The sequence below is a fragment of the Streptomyces sp. NPDC059994 genome, assembly GCF_042737755.1.
GTDB lineage: Bacteria > Actinomycetota > Actinomycetes > Streptomycetales > Streptomycetaceae > Streptomyces.
In genome coordinates, this window is the sequence record NZ_JBHWUR010000004.1 from 74,029 (window position 1) to 92,526 (window position 18,498).

Genomic DNA, 18,498 nt, shown 5'->3' on the forward strand with positions numbered 1-18,498 from the left:
GGCCAACGGGTCGGCGCTGAGTGACGCCGTCGAGTTCAGCGCGCTGCGCGAGGTCTTCGGCGCGGTGCCCGAGCCGGTCGCGCTCGGCTCGGTGAAGTCCAACCTCGGCCACCCCGAGGCGGCCTCCGGCATCGCCCAGCTGACCAAGGTGGTGCTCCAGCTGCGTCATCAGGAGCTCGCCCCGCTGGTCGAGGGCGGCACCGCCAACCCGAACCTCGACTTCGAGGCCGCGCCCTTCGTGCTGTCCGAGCGGCTCGCGCCGTGGCAGCCGCGCCCGGCCGAGGGGCAGGGCGTCCGTCGCGGTCTCATCAACTCCGTCGGTGCGGGCGGCAGTTACGTCACCCTGGTCGTCGAAGAGGGCCCGGCGGCGGTCGTCGAACCGGCGGCAGGCGACGGCGGGCCGCAGCTCGTGGTGGTCTCGGCCAAGGACCCCGAGCGGCTGCGCGACACGGCCCGCCAGCTCCTCGACTTCGTCGACCGTGAGGTTTCCGCCGACCTCGCGGACCTCGCGTACACCCTCCAGACCGGGCGCGAGGCGCTTCCTGAGCGTTTCGCGGCCGTCGTGGGCTCGCGGGCCGAGCTGCGCGCCGCACTCGCCCGCCACCTCGGCGAGGCGGACGCCGCCGAGGTGCTCGGGGTCCAGGTCCACGCGGGCAACGCCGAGGACGGAGCCAATCCGCTGACCGCCCTGCTCTCCGGTGCGCGCGGCGAGGCGTTCGTCGCCGCGCTGGTCGCTGACGGTGACCTGGACCGGCTCGCCGGGCTGTGGGTCGGCGGCGCCAAGGTCGACTGGGACGCTCTGCACGCGGGTCGGCCCCGCAGGAGGGTCACCCTGCCGACCACGCCGTTCCGGCGCAAGCGGTACTGGATCGGCCGCACCTGGCGGCAGCCGCGCCCGGACGTGCAGCAGGTGCTCGACACCGGGCAGCAGCCTCGGCGGGACGAGCGGCCGGTGGCCGACGAGGCCCCGCAGCCGCGCGAGGCCGCGCGGGCCCCGCAGCCGTCCGAGGTACGGCGGGGGCCCGACGACCTGACCCGCTACCTCGCGGGCTTCTTTACCGAAGCCCTGGGCCTGGACGCGGGCGAACTGCCCGCCGACAAGGACCTGCACGGCTTCGGCGTGGACTCCATCCTCTGGTCGCGGCTCCAGCGCCGGGTCGAGGCCGACCTCGGCCTGCGCCTGTCCACCCGCGACCTCCTGGAGGGCGGCACCCTCGAACGCATCGCGGCCCGCCTCACCGAGCTCCGCGCCGCGACCGGCGCCGCCGAGCCCGCCACCGACACGGCCCCCGGCCCGGGTCCGGACACCGAAGACCCCCGTGCCGCCAAGGCCCGGGCGCTGGAGCAGTTCCGGCAGGGGCACGTCAGCCTCGAAGATCTGAAGGCACTCATGAAGGAAGCACCGAGCGCGTGAACGAGGATCAGATACTGGCGGGCTTCAAGGCGGGCACCCTCTCCGCCGACGACGTTCTCGCCTTCTACGAAGAGCTCCAGCGGCACGCGGCCGAGCGCCCCCTCTCCGAGGGCCAGAAGGGCCTGTGGCTGCTGCACCGGCTGCGGCCCGACGCGGACGTCTACAACGTCCCGGTCTGCTTCCGCACCGACGCGCCACTCGACGTCGACCGGTTGCGCCGGGCCTTCGCCCTGGTGGTGGCGGCCCACGGCCAGCTGTCGAGCGCGGTGACGGAGGAGGACGGCGTGCCGTACCTCGTCGCCCGCCCCGACCGGCCGGTCCACTTCCGCCACGAGCGGGTGCCGGGCCTGTCCGAGGACGCGCTGCTCGCCGAGGTGCGCCGGGCGGCGAAGACCCCGTTCGACCTGGCGTCGGACCCGCTGGCGCGGGCGTACGTCTACGAGACGGACGCCCCCGGGGCGGTCGTCCTGCTGGTCTTCCACCACCTCGTCTTCGACGGCGCCTCCACCCCGCTGTTCCTGCGGGACCTGGCGTCGGCGTACGAGACGGTGGGGCGCGGCGCCGACTGGAGCTCGCCCGCGACGGACGTGTACGACGAGTTCGTCCGATGGGAGCAGTCCTTCCTCGACGGACCCGAGGGCGCGCGCCACCGCGCGTTCTGGCAGCGGACGCTGGCGGGCGACCTGCCCGTGCTCCGCCTCGGCGTCGAGCGCGCCCCCGCCCCCGGCACGCCGGTGCTCGGCCGGACCGCCTCGCTCGCGCTCTCCGGCGCGGCCGGCGACCGGGTGCGCACCTGGTGCGCGGCGAGCGGAGTGCGGCCCGCCGTGCTCTTCCTCGCGGTGTACGAACTGCTGCTGCACCGCTACAGCGGCGAGCGGGACCTGATCGTCGGTGTACCGTCGATGGGCCGCCCGGACCTCGCGTACGCCGACTCCGTGGGCTACTTCGTCAACATGGTGCCGGTGCGGTTCGGGCCGCGGGAGGACGTGCCGTTCCGCGACTACGTGCGCGAGCTGTCGCTGGTCCTGGCCGATGGACTCGATCACGCCGGATACCCGTTCCCGCGCATGGTGCAGGACCTGAACCTCCAGTCCGACCCGGACTCCTCGCCGGTCTTCCAGGTCTCCTACGTCTTCCAGAACCAGCGCATGATGCACGTCGCGGACGAGGTGCTCGGCCTGGAGCTCGCGCGGTCGATGCGGTTCGTCGAAGGGATCTCGCAGGAGGGGGAGTTCAAGCTCCACCTGGAGGTCTTCGAGAACGCCGACGACTACGCGCTGCACCTGAAGTACGACGCCCAGCGCTTCGGGACCGCCGACGTCGAGCGGTTCCTCGGCCACTACCAGCGGCTCCTGGACTCGCTGCTCGACGGCCCCGAGCGGCCGCTGTCGGCCGCCTCGCACCTGTCGGACGAGGAGCGGCACCGGCTGCTCGTGGAGTGGAACGACACCCGGCGCCCCTACTCCGACGACAGCTCCCTGCCCGAGCTGCTCGACGCCGCCGTGGCGCGCCACGGCGACCGCACCGCCGTGGTGTTCGGCGAGCGCTCCCTGACGTATGCCGAGCTCGGCGCGCGGATCGACGAGGTCGCCGCGGAGCTGCGCGGGCACGGCGTCACCGCGGACACCGTGGTCGGCGTCTGCATGGAGCGGTCCGTCGAGATGGTGGTCGCCCTGTGGGCGGTCATGAAGGCGGGCGGCGCCTATCTGCCGCTGGAGCCGGGCTACCCGGCCGACCGCCTCGCGTACATGATCGAGGACTCGGGTGCTCAGCTGGTGCTCGGGCAGCGGCACGTGACGGGCGACGGCCTGTCCGCCGCCCGCGAGGTGCTGTACCTGGACCGCGAGGGCCGCGTCGAGGGCGCCACGTCCGAACGGGCCGTCGCGGGACGCTGCGCCGCCACCGCGCGCAGCCTGGCGTACGTCATCTACACCTCCGGCTCCACCGGCCGCCCCAAGGGCGTGATGGTCGAGCACCGGGCGGCCGTGAACCGCATCGAGTGGATGCAGAACGCGTACCGTCTGGACGTGGACGACGTCGTGCTGCAGAAGACGCCGTTCAGCTTCGACGTGTCGGTGTGGGAGTTCGTCTGGCCGCTTCTCAACGGCGCCCGGCTGGTCGTCGCCGAGCCCGAGGGCCACAAGGACCCCGACTACCTGGTGTCGCTGATCCGCCGCACCGGTGTGACGACCCTGCACTTCGTGCCCTCCATGCTGCGCCTGATGGTGGAGAACGACGGCTGGGCGCGGTGCGCATCGGTGCGCCGGGTGTTCTGCAGCGGCGAGGCCCTGCCGCCCGAGCTGCCGCCGCGCCACTACGCGGTGCACCGCGCGCCGCTGCACAACCTGTACGGCCCGACCGAGGCCGCCATCGACGTCAGCCACTGGACCTGCCCGCCGGGCGAGGGGGCGCGCCCGGTCCCGATCGGCCGTCCGATCCAGAACATCCAGCTCCATGTGCTCGACCACTTCGGCCAGTTGGCGGCGGTCGGCTGCGCCGGAGAGCTGCACATCGCCGGTGACGGTCTGGCCCGGGGTTACCTCAACAACCCGGACCTGACCCGGGAGCGGTTCGTGCCGAACCCGTTCGCCACGGTTCCCGGCGCCCGGATGTACCGCACCGGCGATCTCGTACGGCGCCTCGCGGACGGCACCCTGGAGTTCCTCGGCCGGATCGACAACCAGGTCAAGGTGCGCGGCTTCCGCATCGAGCTCGACGAGATCGAGGCCCGGCTCGGCGCCCACCCCGAGGTGCGCGCGTGTGCGGTGCTGGCCCGCGAGGACAGCCCCGGCGACCCCCGCCTGGTCGGCTACGTGGTGCTCGACGCGGGCTTCGACGAGGTGCCCGGCCGCGACCACCACGCCGAGCTGCTCGCCCACCTCACGGACGCGCTGCCCGACTACATGGTCCCCGGCGCCCTGGTCCGCCTGGACGCGCTGCCCGTCACCGCCAACGGCAAGCTCGACCGCGAGGCGCTGCCCGCCCCCGACGCCGGTGCGTACGCGGTGCGCGCCTACGTCGCCCCGCGCACCCCGGCCGAGGAGGTCCTGGTCGGGATCTGCGCCGAGCTGCTCGGGTTCGCGCCGGACCGGATCAGCGTCGAGGACAACTTCTTCGCGCTGGGCGGGCATTCGCTGCTCATCCCCAGGCTCACCGCGCGGCTGACCGCCGCCGGGCTCCACTGCGACCTGCCCGCGGTCTTCGCGGCGGCCACGCTGGCGGAGCTCGCCGCGTCCGTCGACGGCAGCGGCGCGGCGGACACCTTCGTGGTTCCGGCCGCGCGCGTCCCCGAGGGCTGCACCCGGATCACGCCCGACATGCTGCCGCTGGTGGAGCTGACCGAGGACGAGCTGGCGGCGGTCGTCGCGGCCGTGCCCGGCGGCGCCGCCAACCTCCAGGACGTCTACCCGCTGGCCGCCCTCCAGGAGGGCATGCTCTTCCACCACCTCAAGGAGAGCGGCCGCGACCCGTACGTGCTGTCCGGGGTGTTCTCCTTCGACAGCCGCGACCACCTGGACCGCTTCGCCGACGCCCTGCGCGCGGTGATCGCCCGCCACGACGCGCTGCGCACCGCGATCCTCACCGACGGTCTCGCGCAGCCCGTGCAGGTCGTCGTCCGGCACGCCGAGCTCACCGTGGACGAGTTCGCGGTGACCCCCGGCAGCTCCGCGGCGGACGAGATCCAGAAGCTGCTGGCCGGTTCGCAGGCGATGCGCCTGGACCGGGCGCCGCTGATCCGGCTGCGCGCGGCCCGCGACCCGCGGAGCGGGCAGTGGTCCGCGGTGCTCAATCTGCACCACGTCATCGACGACGCCACCTCGCTCGGCTTCCTGTTCAAGGAGCTCGTGGCGCACATGACGGGCCGCGCCGCCGAACTGGCCGCCCCCGAGCCGTACCGCAACTTCATCGCGCACGCCGCCCACCGGGCCAAGACCCTTGACCCGGCGGCGTACTTCGGCGAGCGGCTCGGCGACGTCACCGAGCCCACCGTGCTCTTCGGCATGCACGACGTGCACGGCGACGGGCGACGGGTCGCCGATCTGCGCAAGCCGCTCGACGCGGAGCTCGGCGAACGGGTCCGCACCCGGGCCAAGGAGCTGCGGGTCAGCCCGGCGACGCTCTTCCACGCGGGCTGGGCGCTGGTCGTCGCGGCCTGCGCCGGGCGCGACGACGTGGTGTTCGGGACCGTCATGTCCGGGCGTCTCCAGGGCCCCCGGGGCATCGAGCGGATGCTCGGCAACTTCATCAACACCGTGCCGGTCCGGCTCGACCTCACCGGGCGCGATGTGCGCGAGCTGGTGGCCGAGACCGACCGTGCGCTGCGCGAGCTGGTGCGCCACGAGCAGACCCCGCTCGCCGTCGCCCACCGCCACAGCGGCGTGCCCCGCGACACCCCGCTCTTCAACGCGATCTTCAACTTCCGTCATCTGGAGTCCGACGACCGCATCGACGAGGACGAGCTGGAGCGCGCGGGCGTCAAGTCGCTGGCCGGGGTGATCGAGCGCAGCAACTACCCGGTCGCGCTCTCGGTCGACGACCTGGGGCACTCGTTCTCCGTGGACGCGCAGATCGACCAGGCGCAGGACGCCGCCCTGGTCATCGCGTACCTGGAGGCCGCCATGACCGGGCTGCTCGGCGCGCTCGACGCCGAGGAGCCGGTGGCCGCCCTCGACATCTCAGTCCTGCCCGAGGCGATGCGCCGGCGGCTGCTCGTCGACGACAACCGGCGCCCGCGTTCGTACGCCGACGACCGCGCTCTGCACGAGCGGTTCGAGGAGGCCGCCGCCGCGACCCCCGACGCCGTCGCCCTCTCCCACGGCGCCGAGAGCCTCACCTACCGCGAGCTGAACGCCCGCGCCAACCGGCTCGCCCGCCATCTGCGCGAGCTGGGCGTCGGCCCGGACGTGCTGGTCGCGCTCTGCCTGCCGCGCAGCGAGCACCTCGTGATCGGCCTGCTCGCGGTCCTCAAGGCGGGCGGCGCCTATGTGCCGCTCGATCCGGCATCGCCGGTGGACCGGCTCGGCCATCTGCTCACCGACAGCGCGCCGCGCGCCCTGCTGGTCGACGGACCGCTGCCGGAGGGCCTGCGCGCCCCCGAGGTACCGGTGGTGGACGTACGGGCCGACGCGGCGCTCTGGGCCGACCGCCCGGACACCGATCTGCCCGCCGCCACCACGGGTCTGACGCCCTCTCATATGGCGTACGTGATCTACACCTCGGGATCGACCGGCACGCCCAAGGGCGTGATGGTCGAACACCGCAACGCGACCCGGCTGTTCACCGCCACAGAGCCGTGGTTCGGCTTCGGCCGTGACGACGTGTGGACGCTGTTCCACTCCTTCGCCTTCGACTTCTCCGTGTGGGAGATCTGGGGCGCGCTGCTGCACGGCGGCCGTCTGGTGATCGTGCCGCAGGCCACCACCCGCAACCCGAAGGACTTCTACGCCCTGCTGTGCGCGGAGGGGGTGACCGTCCTCAACCAGACACCCAGTGCCTTCCGGCAGCTGATCGCGGCGCAGGGCGACAGCCCGGCCGCGCACCGGCTGCGCACGGTCGTCTTCGGCGGCGAGGCGCTGGACGTGGCCGCCCTCAAGCCGTGGCTGCGCCGCGCGGCCAACAAGGGCACCCGGCTGGTCAACATGTACGGGATCACCGAGACCACCGTGCACGTCACCTACCGGCCGCTCACCGAGGCCGACGCGGAGCTCGCCGTCAGCCCGATCGGCGAGCGGATCCCCGACCTGCGCACCTATGTCCTGGACCGGCACGGGCGGCCCGCCCCCGTCGGCGCGGTCGGCGAGCTGTACGTCGGCGGTGACGGGGTGGCCCGCGGCTATCTCAACCGGCCCGAGCTGACCGCCGAGCGCTTCCTCGACGACCCGTTCTGCCCCGAGCCGGGCGCCCGGATGTACCGCACCGGCGACCTGGCCCGGGTGCTGTCCGACGGCACCCTGGAGTACCTGGGCCGCAACGACGACCAGGTGAAGGTGCGCGGCTTCCGCATCGAGCTCGGCGAGATCGAGGCGAAGCTGCTGGCCCACCCGGGCGTCGAGGACGCGCGCGTGGTCGTGCGCGAGTACGGCGAGCACGACCAGCGCCTGGTGTCCTACGTGGTGCCCTCGGCCGAGCGCGCGCACGCGGTGCGCGAGCTGCTGCGCATCGAGCGCACCGAACCCGAGGCGCTGGAGCGGACGTACGAACTGCCCAACGGCATGACGGTGTTCCAGCAGAACCGCAGTGAGACGGATTTCGTCTACGAGGAGATCTTCACCAACCTCGAATACCTGCGCAACGGCATCACCATCCGCGACGGCGACACCATCGTCGACGTCGGCGCCAACATCGGCATGTTCACCCTGTTCGCGGGGACGCGCTGCCCCGGCGCGCGCATCCTCGCCTTCGAGCCGATCCCGCCGGTCTTCGACTCGCTGCGCCGCAACGTGGAGCTGCACGGGCTGAACGCCCAGGTGTTCGCGTGCGGCCTGGCGGCCGAGGCCAAGGAGGAGACGTTCACCTTCTACCGCCACAACACCGTCATCTCCAGCAGTGTCACCACTGCCGAGCAGGCGCACGAGATGGTCCGCTCCTACCTGCGCAACCAGGAGGAGCTGACCGAGGACGGTACGGTCGCCGGTGACGAGCTGGTGGCCGAGCTGGTCGACGCGCGCCTGGACAGCGAGCGGTTCACGTGTCAGCTGCGCACTTTCTCGGAGATCGTCGCCGAGCAGGGCCTGGACCGCATCGACCTGCTGAAGATCGACGTGGAGAACGCCGAGTACGAGGTGCTCAAGGGCATCCACTGGCGCGACTGGCCCAAGATCCGCCAGCTGGTGGTGGAACTCCACGACGTGGACGGCCAGTTGGAGAAGGTGGAGACCCTGCTGCGGGCGCTCGGCTACCGCGTGGTCAGCGAGCAGGACAACCGGCTGCTCCGGGGCACCCCGCTCTACAACGTGTACGCGATCCGTGAGGAGGGCGCCCGCGCGCCCGAGTCCGGCGAGCAGGAGGCCGCGCCGCGCTGGGCGGCGCGCACCCCACTGCTCGACGACGTCCGCACCGCCCTGGCCGAGGCCCTGCCCGAGTACATGGTCCCGGCCGCCCAGGTCCTGCTCGAAGCGCTGCCGCTCACCCAGAACGGCAAGCTGGACCAGCGGGCGCTGCCCGACCCCGAGAGCACCCGCGGCCGGGGCGAGCGTCTTGTCGCACCCCGCACCGAGACCGAACGCGCCGTCGCGGCCGTCTGGGCCGAACTGCTGCACACCGACGTGGACCAGCTGGGCGTGGACAGCAGCTTCTTCGCCCTCGGCGGCAACTCGCTGCTCGTGACCCGACTGGTGAACCGCCTCAAGCAGCAAAGCGGCGCGGACCTGCCCATCCAGGTCGTCTTCGACGCCCCGACGCTCGCCGGTATGGCCGCTGAGCTGGAGCGACATGCGCCCGCGGGCGGGGAGGATGGCCTGTTCGACGTGGATAGGATCCGCGAGAGCCTCGGTCTGATCGAGAGCATGAGCGACGAAGAGCTGGACGCTCTGGAAAGCCAGAACCAGGAACCCGGGGCCGGACGATGACCACTGTGAACGAAGACAGCGCCGACCTGATCAAGAAGATCAGGTCGCTGCCCGCCAAGCGGCAGCGCGCCCTGATCGCGCTGCTGCGCAAGCAGGGCGTGGACCTCTCCGCGCTCGACACCATCCCCAGGCACCCCCGGTCCGCGACCGAGCCGGTGCGGCTCTCCTTCGCCCAGCAGCGGCTGTGGTTCCTGGCCCAGCTGGACGGGACGAGCGCGTACTACAACATCCCGATGGCGCTGCGGCTCAGCGGTCCCCTCGACCGCCCCGCGCTCCAGCGGGCGCTGGCCGAGATCGTCCGCCGCCACGAGGTGCTGCGCACCCGGTTCGTGGAGCGCGACGGCGTCCCGTACCAGGAAATCGGCGACGGCAGTGACTTCGCCGTGGCCTACGAGGAGCTCGCCGGTCCGGACGCGCTCGCCGGCGTGTGCGAGCGCGAGGCGGTCGCGCCCTTCGACCTGGCGCGCGAGTCCCTGATCCGGGTCCGCCTGCTGCGCGAGTCCGAGCGGGCGCACGTCCTGCTGGTCACCATGCACCACAGCGTCTCCGACGGCTGGTCGCTCGGCGTCTTCTTCCGCGACCTGGTCGCGCTGTACGAGGCGTACTGCGCGGGCGCCGGGTCGCCGCTCGATGAGCTGCCGATCCAGTACGCGGACTACGCGCACTGGCAGCGCCAGTGGCTGGTCGACGAGGTGCAGGAGCGCCAGGTCGGCTACTGGAAGGAGCGGCTCTCGGGGGTCGACGCCCGGCTCACCCTCCCCGCCGACCTGCCGCGCCCCGAGATCAAGACGTACCAGGGCAGGCACGAGCGGTTCACCTGCCCGCCCGAGCTGCTGCGACGGCTGCGCGAGGTCAGCGAGCGGCACGACGTCACGCTCTACATGACGCTGCTCGCGGTGTACGCGCTGGCCCTGCATCAGTACACCGGTCAGAGTGACATCGCCGTGGGCACCCCGGTGGCGGGCCGCAACCGGCTGGAGGCCGAGGGCCTCATCGGGTTCTTCGCCAACACCCTGGTCATGCGCACCGACCTGTCCGGCGATCCGTCCTTCCCCGAGCTGCTCGCCCGGGTCAAGGAGAGCGCGCTACAGGCCTACGACCACCAGGACGTGCCGTTCGAGGCGGTCGTGGACGCGTTGAACCTGGAGCGCAGCCTCAGCCACTCGCCGGTCTTCCAGACCATGTTCGTGCTCCAGGAGGCGCAGTCCGAGCGCGAGGTCCGGCTCGGCGGGCTCGACGTCTCGCTGATCGAGTTCGACTTCGACATCACCAAGTTCGACCTGACCCTGGATCTGCGCGAGACGCCGGACGGGCTGGTCGGCGCGGTCGAGTACACCACCGCCCTCTACGAGAGCGCGACCGTGCGGCGTTTCATCGCCCACTACACCCGGCTGCTCGCGGCCGTCGCCGAGGAGCCCGGCGCGCGGATATCCAGGCTCTCCGCGCTCGACGAGGCCGAGCGCCACCAGGTCCTCACCGGGTGGAACGACACCCGCCACCCCTTCTCCGACGAGAGCTGTCTGCACGAGCTGTTCGAGGCGGCGGTGGCGCGCCACCCCGAGCGCACCGCCGTCGTCTTCGGCGCGGACGAGCTCAGCTACGCCGAGCTCAACGCCCGCGCCAACCGCGTCGCGCACGCCCTGCGGCGCCACGGCGTCGGCCCGGACACCGTGGTCGGCCTGCGCATGGAGCGCTCGGCGGAGATGGTGGCCGCGATCCTCGGGATCCAGAAGGCGGGCGGCGCCTATCTGCCTATCGAGCCCAGCCACCCCGCCGAGCGCACCGCGTACGTGGTCGAGAGCTCCGGCGTCGAGGTCGTCCTCACCCAGCCGCACCTGGACACCGAGGCGGTGTCCGGGGTGAAGCACCTGCTCACCGTCGACGCGGGGGGACGGGTCGCGCACGCGGGCGAGGAGCTCACCGGCCTCGGCGAGGACAACCTCGACGCGGCCGAACTGGGGCTCAACGCGGGCCACTTGGCGTATGTCATCTACACCTCCGGCTCCACGGGGCGCCCCAAGGGCGTGATGATCGAGCACCGCGCGGCGGTGAACCGCATCGAGTGGATGCAGCACACCTACGACCTGGGCGAGGACGACGTCGTCCTGCAGAAGACGCCGTTCAGCTTCGACGTGTCGGTGTGGGAGTTCTTCTGGCCGCTGATGGCGGGCGCGCGGCTGGTCGTGGCCGAGCCCGAGGGCCACAAGGACCCCGCCTACCTCCTCTCCCTCATCCGCCGCACCGGCGTCACCACCCTGCACTTCGTGCCGTCGATGCTGCGCTCGGTCGTGGAGGAGGCGGGCTGGGCCGACTGCGCCTCGGTGCGCCAGGTGTTCTGCAGCGGCGAGGCCCTGCCCGGCGATCTCTGCGTCCGGCACTACGCCCTGCACCCCGCCCCGCTGCACAATCTGTACGGCCCCACCGAGGCGGCCGTCGACGTCAGCCACTGGACCTGCCCGGCCGACCGGCCACTGCGCACCGTCCCCATCGGCAGCCCCATCCACAACATCCAACTGCACGTCCTGAACGAGGCGTTGGAGCCGCAGGGCATCGGGTGCGTGGGCCAGCTGTACATCGCCGGGGCCGGGCTCGCGCGCGGCTATCTCAACAACCCGGACCTGACCCGCGAGCGGTTCGTGCCCAACCCGTTCGACGACGCTCCGGGCGCCCGGATGTACCAGACGGGCGACCTGGTGCGGCGGCTCGCCGACGGCACCCTGGAGTTCCTCGGACGCATCGACGACCAGGTCAAGCTGCGCGGCCACCGCATCGAGCTCGGCGAGATCGAGCACCGCCTCGCCCAGCACCCCGCGGTGCGCGCCTGCGTCGTGGTCGTCCGCGAGGACAAGCCCGGCAGCCCGCAGCTGGTGGCGTACACGGTCCCGGAGGGTGAACCGGCCGACCGCCGGACCGAGTTCGCCGCGCACCTGGAGCGCGCCCTGCCCGACTACATGGTGCCCAGCGCCTTCGTGGTCCTGGACGCGCTGCCCGTCACCGCCAACGGCAAGCTCGACCGCAAGGCCCTGCCCGCCCCCGGCATCGACGCCTACGCCCAGCGCGCCTACGTCGCCCCGCGCCCCGGCACCGAGCAGCTGCTCGCGGACGTCTGGGCCGAGCTGCTCGGCTTCGACGGCGAGAAGATCAGCGCCGAGGACAACTTCTTCGCGCTGGGCGGCCACTCGCTGCTCATCACCGTCCTGATCGCCCGCCTCAAGGAGCACGGCCTCGCCGTCACCGTACGGGCGGTGTTCAACGCCCCTACGCTGGCCCTGCTCGCGGCCGAGATCGACGGCGCCGAGGCGCGCGCCGACTTCACCGTCCCGCCCAACCTCATACCGGAGGCCTGCGAGCGGATCACCCCCGCGATGCTGCCGCTGGTGGACCTCACCCAGGCGCAGCTCGACGCGGTGGTGGCGACCGTACCCGGCGGGGCGCCCAACGTGCAGGACGTCTACCCGCTGGTGCCCTCGCAGGAGGGCATCCTCTTCCACCACCTGATGGATCCCGACAACGACCCGTACGTCATCCCGATCCTGCTGGCCGCCGAGGACGCGGCAGCCGGGGACGCGTTCGCCGCCGCGCTCCAGTCGCTGGTCGACCGGCATGACGTGATGCGCACCGCCGTGCTGACGGCGGGGCTGCCCGAACCCGTCCAGGTCGTCCACCGCACCGCCCAGCTGCCCGTCGAGCACGTCACGCTCGACCCGGGCCAGGACGCCGAGGAGCAGGCGCGCGCCCTGCTGGAGCAGCCCGGGCGGATGACGCTCGGCCGGGCCCCGCTGCTGAAGCTGGCGATCGCCCAGGACCCGCACTCCGCACGGCGGTTCCTGCTGCTGAGCGCACACCACCTCATCGAGGACGCGACGTCGCTGCGCCTCATCCTCGACGAGCTCGTCACCCACATGTCCGGACGGGTCGACCGCCTCGCGCCGCCCGCGCCCTACCGCGACTTCGTCGCCCACACCCTGCACCGGCTGGCCTCCGACGACACCGAGGCGTTCTTCCGGGACCGGCTCGGCGACGTCACCGAGTCGACCGCGCCCTTCGGCCTGACCGATGTGCGCGGCGACGGGCGCGGGGTGCGCGATCTGCGCCGCTCGCTGGCGCCGGGCCTGACCCGCGATCTGCGCGCGGAGGCCCAGCGGCTGCGCACCAGCCCGGCAGCCCTCTGCCACGCGGCCTGGTCCGTGGTGGTGGCGGCGTGCAGCGGCCGCGACGACGTGGTGTTCGGCACCGTCCTGTCGGGCCGCCTCCAGGGCGTGCCCGGCGTGGAGCGGATGCTGGGCAACTTCATCAACACCCTGCCGCTGCGGGTGCGCCTGGCCGGGCGCACCGTGGGCGAGCTGGTCGCCGAGGTCGACTCCGCGCTCAAGGAGCTGATCACGTACGAGCAGAGCTCGCTGATCGCGGCCCAGCGGTGCAGCGGGGTGGAGGGCGACGTGCCGCTCTTCAGCTCGATGATCAACTTCCGGCACTTCGAGCCCGGCCGTGATGACGACGGCCCCACCGGCACCGACGCCCAGGGCGTGCGCTGGCTCGGCTCGGCCGACCGCACCAACTACCCGGTCGGCCTGTCCATCGACGACATCGGCACCGAGCTCTCCCTCAACGCCCAGGTCGACGCCTCGCTGTCGCCGGACGCGCTGATCGGCTACCTCGAAGCGGCGCTGACCGGCATCGTCACCGCGCTGGCCACCGACGGCGGCGCGAGCACCGAGGCGCTCGCCGTCGACATCCTGCCCGCGCCCGAGCGCCGCCGGCTGCTCACCGACTGGAACGCCACCGCGCACCCGTATCCGCGGGACAGCTGTCTCTTCGAGTTGTTCGAGGAGCAGGTGGAGCGGCGGCCCGACGCCGTCGCCGTCGAGCACGGCGCCACCGTGCTCAGCTACGCCGAGCTCAACGCCCGCGCCAACCGCGTCGCCCACGAGCTGCGCGAGCGGGGGGTCGGTCCGGACACGCTGGTGGGGCTGTGCGCCGAGCGCTCGCCCGAACTCGTCGCCGGTCTGCTCGGCATCCTGAAGGCGGGCGGCGCCTATGTGCCGATCGACCCGGGCTACCCCGAGGCCCGCGTCCGCACCCTCATCGAGAGCTCCGGCGTCACTCTGGTGCTCAGCCAGTCCCATCTGCCGGGCGCGGTGCTCGACGGCACGGACGTGCTGCACCTGGACACGGGGGAGCGGGCGGCGGACGGCGTCCAGGTCCTCGCGGACCGCCCCGAGCACAACCTCCCCCGCGCCGAACTCGGCCTCACCCCCGACCACTTGGCGTACGTGATCTTCACCTCGGGCTCCACGGGCGTGCCCAAGGGCGTGCTCGTCGAGCAGCGCGGTGTGGTGCGGCTGGTACGCAACCGGGAGTACTTCCCGACCGACGAGCGGACCGTGGTGCTGCACCACTCGTCGATCTCCTTCGACGTCGGCTCGCAGGAGGTGCTCGGCCCGCTGCTCAACGGCGGCCGGCTGGTGCTGCACGACGGCGACTCCAAGGACGTCGGACAGCTCCTGGACCGGGTGGAGCGCTCCGGGGTCACCATGATGGCGCTGTCGGCCGCGTTCCTGCCCGCGTTCGCCGAGGCCTCCCGCCACCGCACGCTCCCGCTGGCCTATCTGGGCGTGGGCGGCGAGGCGTTCTCCGCCCGCGACGTGCGCACGCTGTACGCGGCGCACCCGGGCCTGACCGTCGTCAACGCCTACGGCCCCACCGAGAACAGCATCGCCTCCACCTGCCACGAGATCCCGCGCGACCTCGCCGAGGACGCGCCGATCCCGATCGGCCGCCCCATCGGCCAGGCCACCGCCCATGTCACCGGCCCCGGACTGCGGCTGGTGCCGTGCGGCGTGGTCGGCGAGCTGTGCGTGGGCGGCGCGGGCGTGGCGCGCGGCTACCTCTCCAACCCCGGCCTGACCGGGGAGAAGTTCGTCGCCGACCCCTTCTCCGACGCCCCGGGGGCGCGGCTGTACCGCACCGGCGACCTGGTGCGCCGACTGCCCGACGGCGCCCTGGAGTTCGTCGGCCGGATCGACGACCAGGTGAAGGTGCGCGGCTTCCGCGTCGAGCTCGGCGAGATCGAGAGCGCGCTGCACACCCACCCCTCGGTGCACAGCGCCGTCGTCACCACCCGGGACAGCGGCGACACCAAGAAACTCGTCGCCTATGTCCGCCCCACGGACGCCTGGCTGGACACGGCCGCAGAGGAGCAGAACGCCGAACACCTCGGCCAGTGGCAGAAGCTCTTCGAGGACCAGTACGCGGCGGCCGACGACGCGAGCGCCGACGCCACCGACGCCGAGCTCAACCTGGTGGGCTGGAACAGCAGTTACACCGGTGAGCTCATCCCCGAGCCCGAGATGCGCGAGTGGATCGACGGCACGGTGGCGCAGATCGAGGAGCTGCGGCCCCGGCGGCTCCTGGAGATCGGCTGTGGCACCGGACTGCTCCTGTACCGCTACGCGGGCGCCTGCGAGTCGGTGCACGCCGTCGACATCTCCGCCTCGGCGCTCGCCGGGGTCAAGCGCGGCGCCGAGCGGCGCGGCTGGTCGCACGTCACCCTGAGCCAGGGCGACGCCCTGTCGGTGACGGCACCGGAAGGCACCACGTTCGACACGGTCGTCCTCAACTCCGTCGTCCAGTACTTCCCCAACCGGGTCTACCTGGAAGAGGCCGTCGCCCGGATCCTGCCGCTCGTCGAGGACGGCGGCCGCATCCTGATCGGCGACGTCCGCAACCTCGACCTGTTCTCCGCGCACCTCGGCGCGATGGAGCGCAGCCGTACGCAGGTGCGCACCTCCACCGGGGCGCTCGCCGCCCAGGTCCAGCGCCGCCGCCGCCAGGAGGGCGAGCTGCTGGTCAGCCCGGCCTTCTTCGCGGGCCTGGGCGAGCGCTTCCCGGAGCTGGGCGCCGTCGACCTGATGGTCAAGCGGGGCCTGGGCGACAACGAGATGCTCAGCTACCGCTACGACGTGGTGCTCACCAAGGGCGCGGGAGCGCCCGCCGAGCCGCTGCCGTGGCTGGAGGCCGACTCGCCGCAGGCGCTGCGCGCGCTGCTGGCGGGCGAGGTGCCCGAGCGCTTCGGCGTCACCGGCCTGACCAACCCGCGTGTCGAGGACGACGTCCTGGTGGCCGAGGGCCTCACGCGCTGGCCCGCCAACCGCCAGGTCGACCCGCTGCCGGGCGGCAACCGCCTGTCCGCGGCGGCCACCGAGCGGGTGCGCGAGCTGGAGTCGGCCCTGCGGTACGCGGAGGAGAGCGGGTTCAGGGTCGCCGTGACCTGGTCGCAGGACCGCCCCGACGGCCTCGACCTCGTCCTCGGCAAGGGGGAGCTGCCCCGCGTGCGGGCGCGCGGCGCCTACGGCCGCCCGCAGCTCGCCAACGCCCCGCAGGTGGCCCGGATGGGCCAGACCATGACCCGGGTGCTGCGCGAGCACCTGTCGGCCAGGGTGCCCGAGTACATGGTGCCCAGCGTGTTCGTGGCGCTCGAAGAGCTGCCGATCACGACCAACGGCAAGGTCGACAAGAAGGCGCTGCCCGCCCCGGACGAGAGCGACGTCCACAAGGAGGTGTACGTCGCCCCGCGCACCGAGACCGAGCGGACGCTGTGCCGTCTGGTCGAGGACGTGCTGGGTCTGGGCCGGGTCGGTCTGGAGGACGGCTTCTTCGAGCTGGGCGGCCACTCCCTGCTCGCCACCCGGCTCACCATCCGGGTCAAGCAGGAGACCGGCAAGGACCTTCCGCTCCAGGTGATCCTGGGCGGCGCCACCGTCCAGGAGATGGCGGCGGCCCTGGAGTCCCCGGCGGACGAGCCGGTGGCACTTCCGCTGCCCGCGCCCGGCGGAAGCGCCCTGAGCGCGCCGCTCTCCCTCCAGCAGAGCGAGCTGTGGTTCCTCAACCACCGCGAGCACCTGGGCACGGCGTACGACAACGTGCAGATGGCCTACCGGATCGTCGGCGCCCTGGACCGCGCCGCCTACGCCCGCGCCTTCGAGGCGCTGGTGGCCCGGCACGCGGTGCTGCGCACCAGCTATGTCCTGCGCGACGGGGCATACGTACAGCAGGTCAACGACGCCGGTGGCTTCGCCGTCGCGTTCGAGGAGATGGCCGGGGACGCGGCGGCCGCCGAGTGGCTGCGTGCCGAGCGCGCCCGGCCGTTCGCGCCGCAGGACCGCCATATGCTGCGGGTGCACCTGCTGACGCTGTCGCCGCACGAGCACATCGCCGTCGTCACCCGCCCGTGGGGCATCTTCGACGGCTGGTCCACCGGCGTCTTCCTGACCGAGCTGAACACGGTGTACGCGGCGCTGCGCCGGGACGCCGAGCCGGAGCTGCCCGAACTGCCGCTCCAGTACGCCGACTTCACGCACTGGCAGCACCGCGCGGTCGACGCCGCGGAGCTCGCCCGGCAGGAGGCGTACTGGCGCGGTCAGCTGGCCGGGCTGCCCGCCTGCCTCTCGCTGCGCACCGACTACCGCCGCCCCGCCGTCAAGTCCCACCGGGGCTCGACGGTCGCGGTGAACGTCCCGGCCGAGCTGGTCGTACAGCTGCGGCGGTACGGCCAGGAGCGGGGCGTCACGCTCTACATGACGCTCCTGTCGGCGTTCGCGGTGCTGCTCGGCGCGTACACCGAGGACCGCGAGGCAGCCATCGGCTCGCCGGTGACCAACCGCCCGGACCCGGCGCTTGAGCAGCTGATCGGCTACTTCATCAATGTGCTCGTGCTGCGGCTCGACACGGCCGGGGACCGGAGCTTCGACGAGCTCCTGGCCCGGGCCAAGCGGGTGACGGCCGAGGCGCACGAGCACAAGGACGTGCCGTTCGCGCGGCTCGCCCAGGAGCTGGTCGCCGAGCCCGATCCGGCGCACTCGCCGCTGTTCCAGGCGATGTTCAACCTGATCCCGGCGCCCGCACCGACCCCGCCGGGCGAGGAGGCACCCGTACCGGAGTTCGCCACGCTGCCGGTTTCCTCGGACGCCGGGGTGGCGAAGTTCGACCTCAACCTGGTGGTGCGGGAGACTCCGGCGGGCCTGAACGGCTATCTGGAGTACAGCACCGATCTGTTCGCGCGGCGGACGGCCGAGCGGATGGCCGCGCTGTACGAGCGGCTGCTGCTGAAGATCGTCGCCAACCCGGGTGCGGACCTGGCCGGGCTACGGGCGGCCGCGGCCGACGCGGAGCTGTGACCGGCCGTCCCCCCCTGCCCCGTCCCCACCGATTCCTGTTCCCGTGTTCCCCCTGTTTCCCCTGTTTCCCCTAGTGATGGTGTGACTATGAAGAGCGAAGAAATCCTCCCCCTGATCCACGAAGCGATCGTCGAGGTCCTGCCGGAGCTCGACGGGCACGACTTCCAGGAGACCGACTCGCTGGACGCGCTCGGCGCCAACTCGATGGACCGCGCCGAGATCGTCATGATCGTCCTTGAGGCGATGAACCTGGAGATTCCGCTGGTCGACACGTTCGGCCCGCAGAACCTGGGCGAGCTCGCCCGGCACCTCGCCGACAAGACCGCGGTGGCCCGGTAAC

4 protein-coding genes (1 of these 4 only partly in view) are annotated in these 18,498 nt (G+C 72.5%); all 4 read left to right on the forward strand.

Annotation, left to right across the window (positions count from 1 at the left end):
* Positions 1–1,414: the 3' end of an SDR family NAD(P)-dependent oxidoreductase gene (locus ACFWA7_RS03655; protein ID WP_385820646.1), read on the forward strand. The gene continues 12,050 nt to the left of window position 1, outside the view; the window shows 1,414 of its 13,464 coding nt (coding positions 12,051–13,464); its start codon lies off the left edge, out of view; the stop codon is at positions 1,412–1,414.
* The gene (locus ACFWA7_RS03660) at positions 1,411–8,982 is read left to right on the forward strand and encodes an amino acid adenylation domain-containing protein (RefSeq protein ID WP_385820648.1); all 7,572 of its coding nucleotides are present in this window, start codon (positions 1,411–1,413) and stop codon (positions 8,980–8,982) included. Before ACFWA7_RS03655 ends, ACFWA7_RS03660 begins: the two co-directional genes overlap by 4 nt.
* The gene (locus tag ACFWA7_RS03665; protein ID WP_385820650.1) at positions 8,979–18,158 is read left to right on the forward strand and encodes an amino acid adenylation domain-containing protein; all 9,180 of its coding nucleotides are present in this window, start codon (positions 8,979–8,981) and stop codon (positions 18,156–18,158) included. Before ACFWA7_RS03660 ends, ACFWA7_RS03665 begins: the two co-directional genes overlap by 4 nt.
* Positions 18,159–18,245: 87 nt before the next feature.
* Positions 18,246–18,497, forward strand: a complete 252-nt coding sequence (locus ACFWA7_RS03670; RefSeq protein WP_190093451.1) for an acyl carrier protein — start codon at positions 18,246–18,248, stop codon at positions 18,495–18,497.
* The last annotated feature ends 1 nt before the right edge of the window (position 18,498 follow it).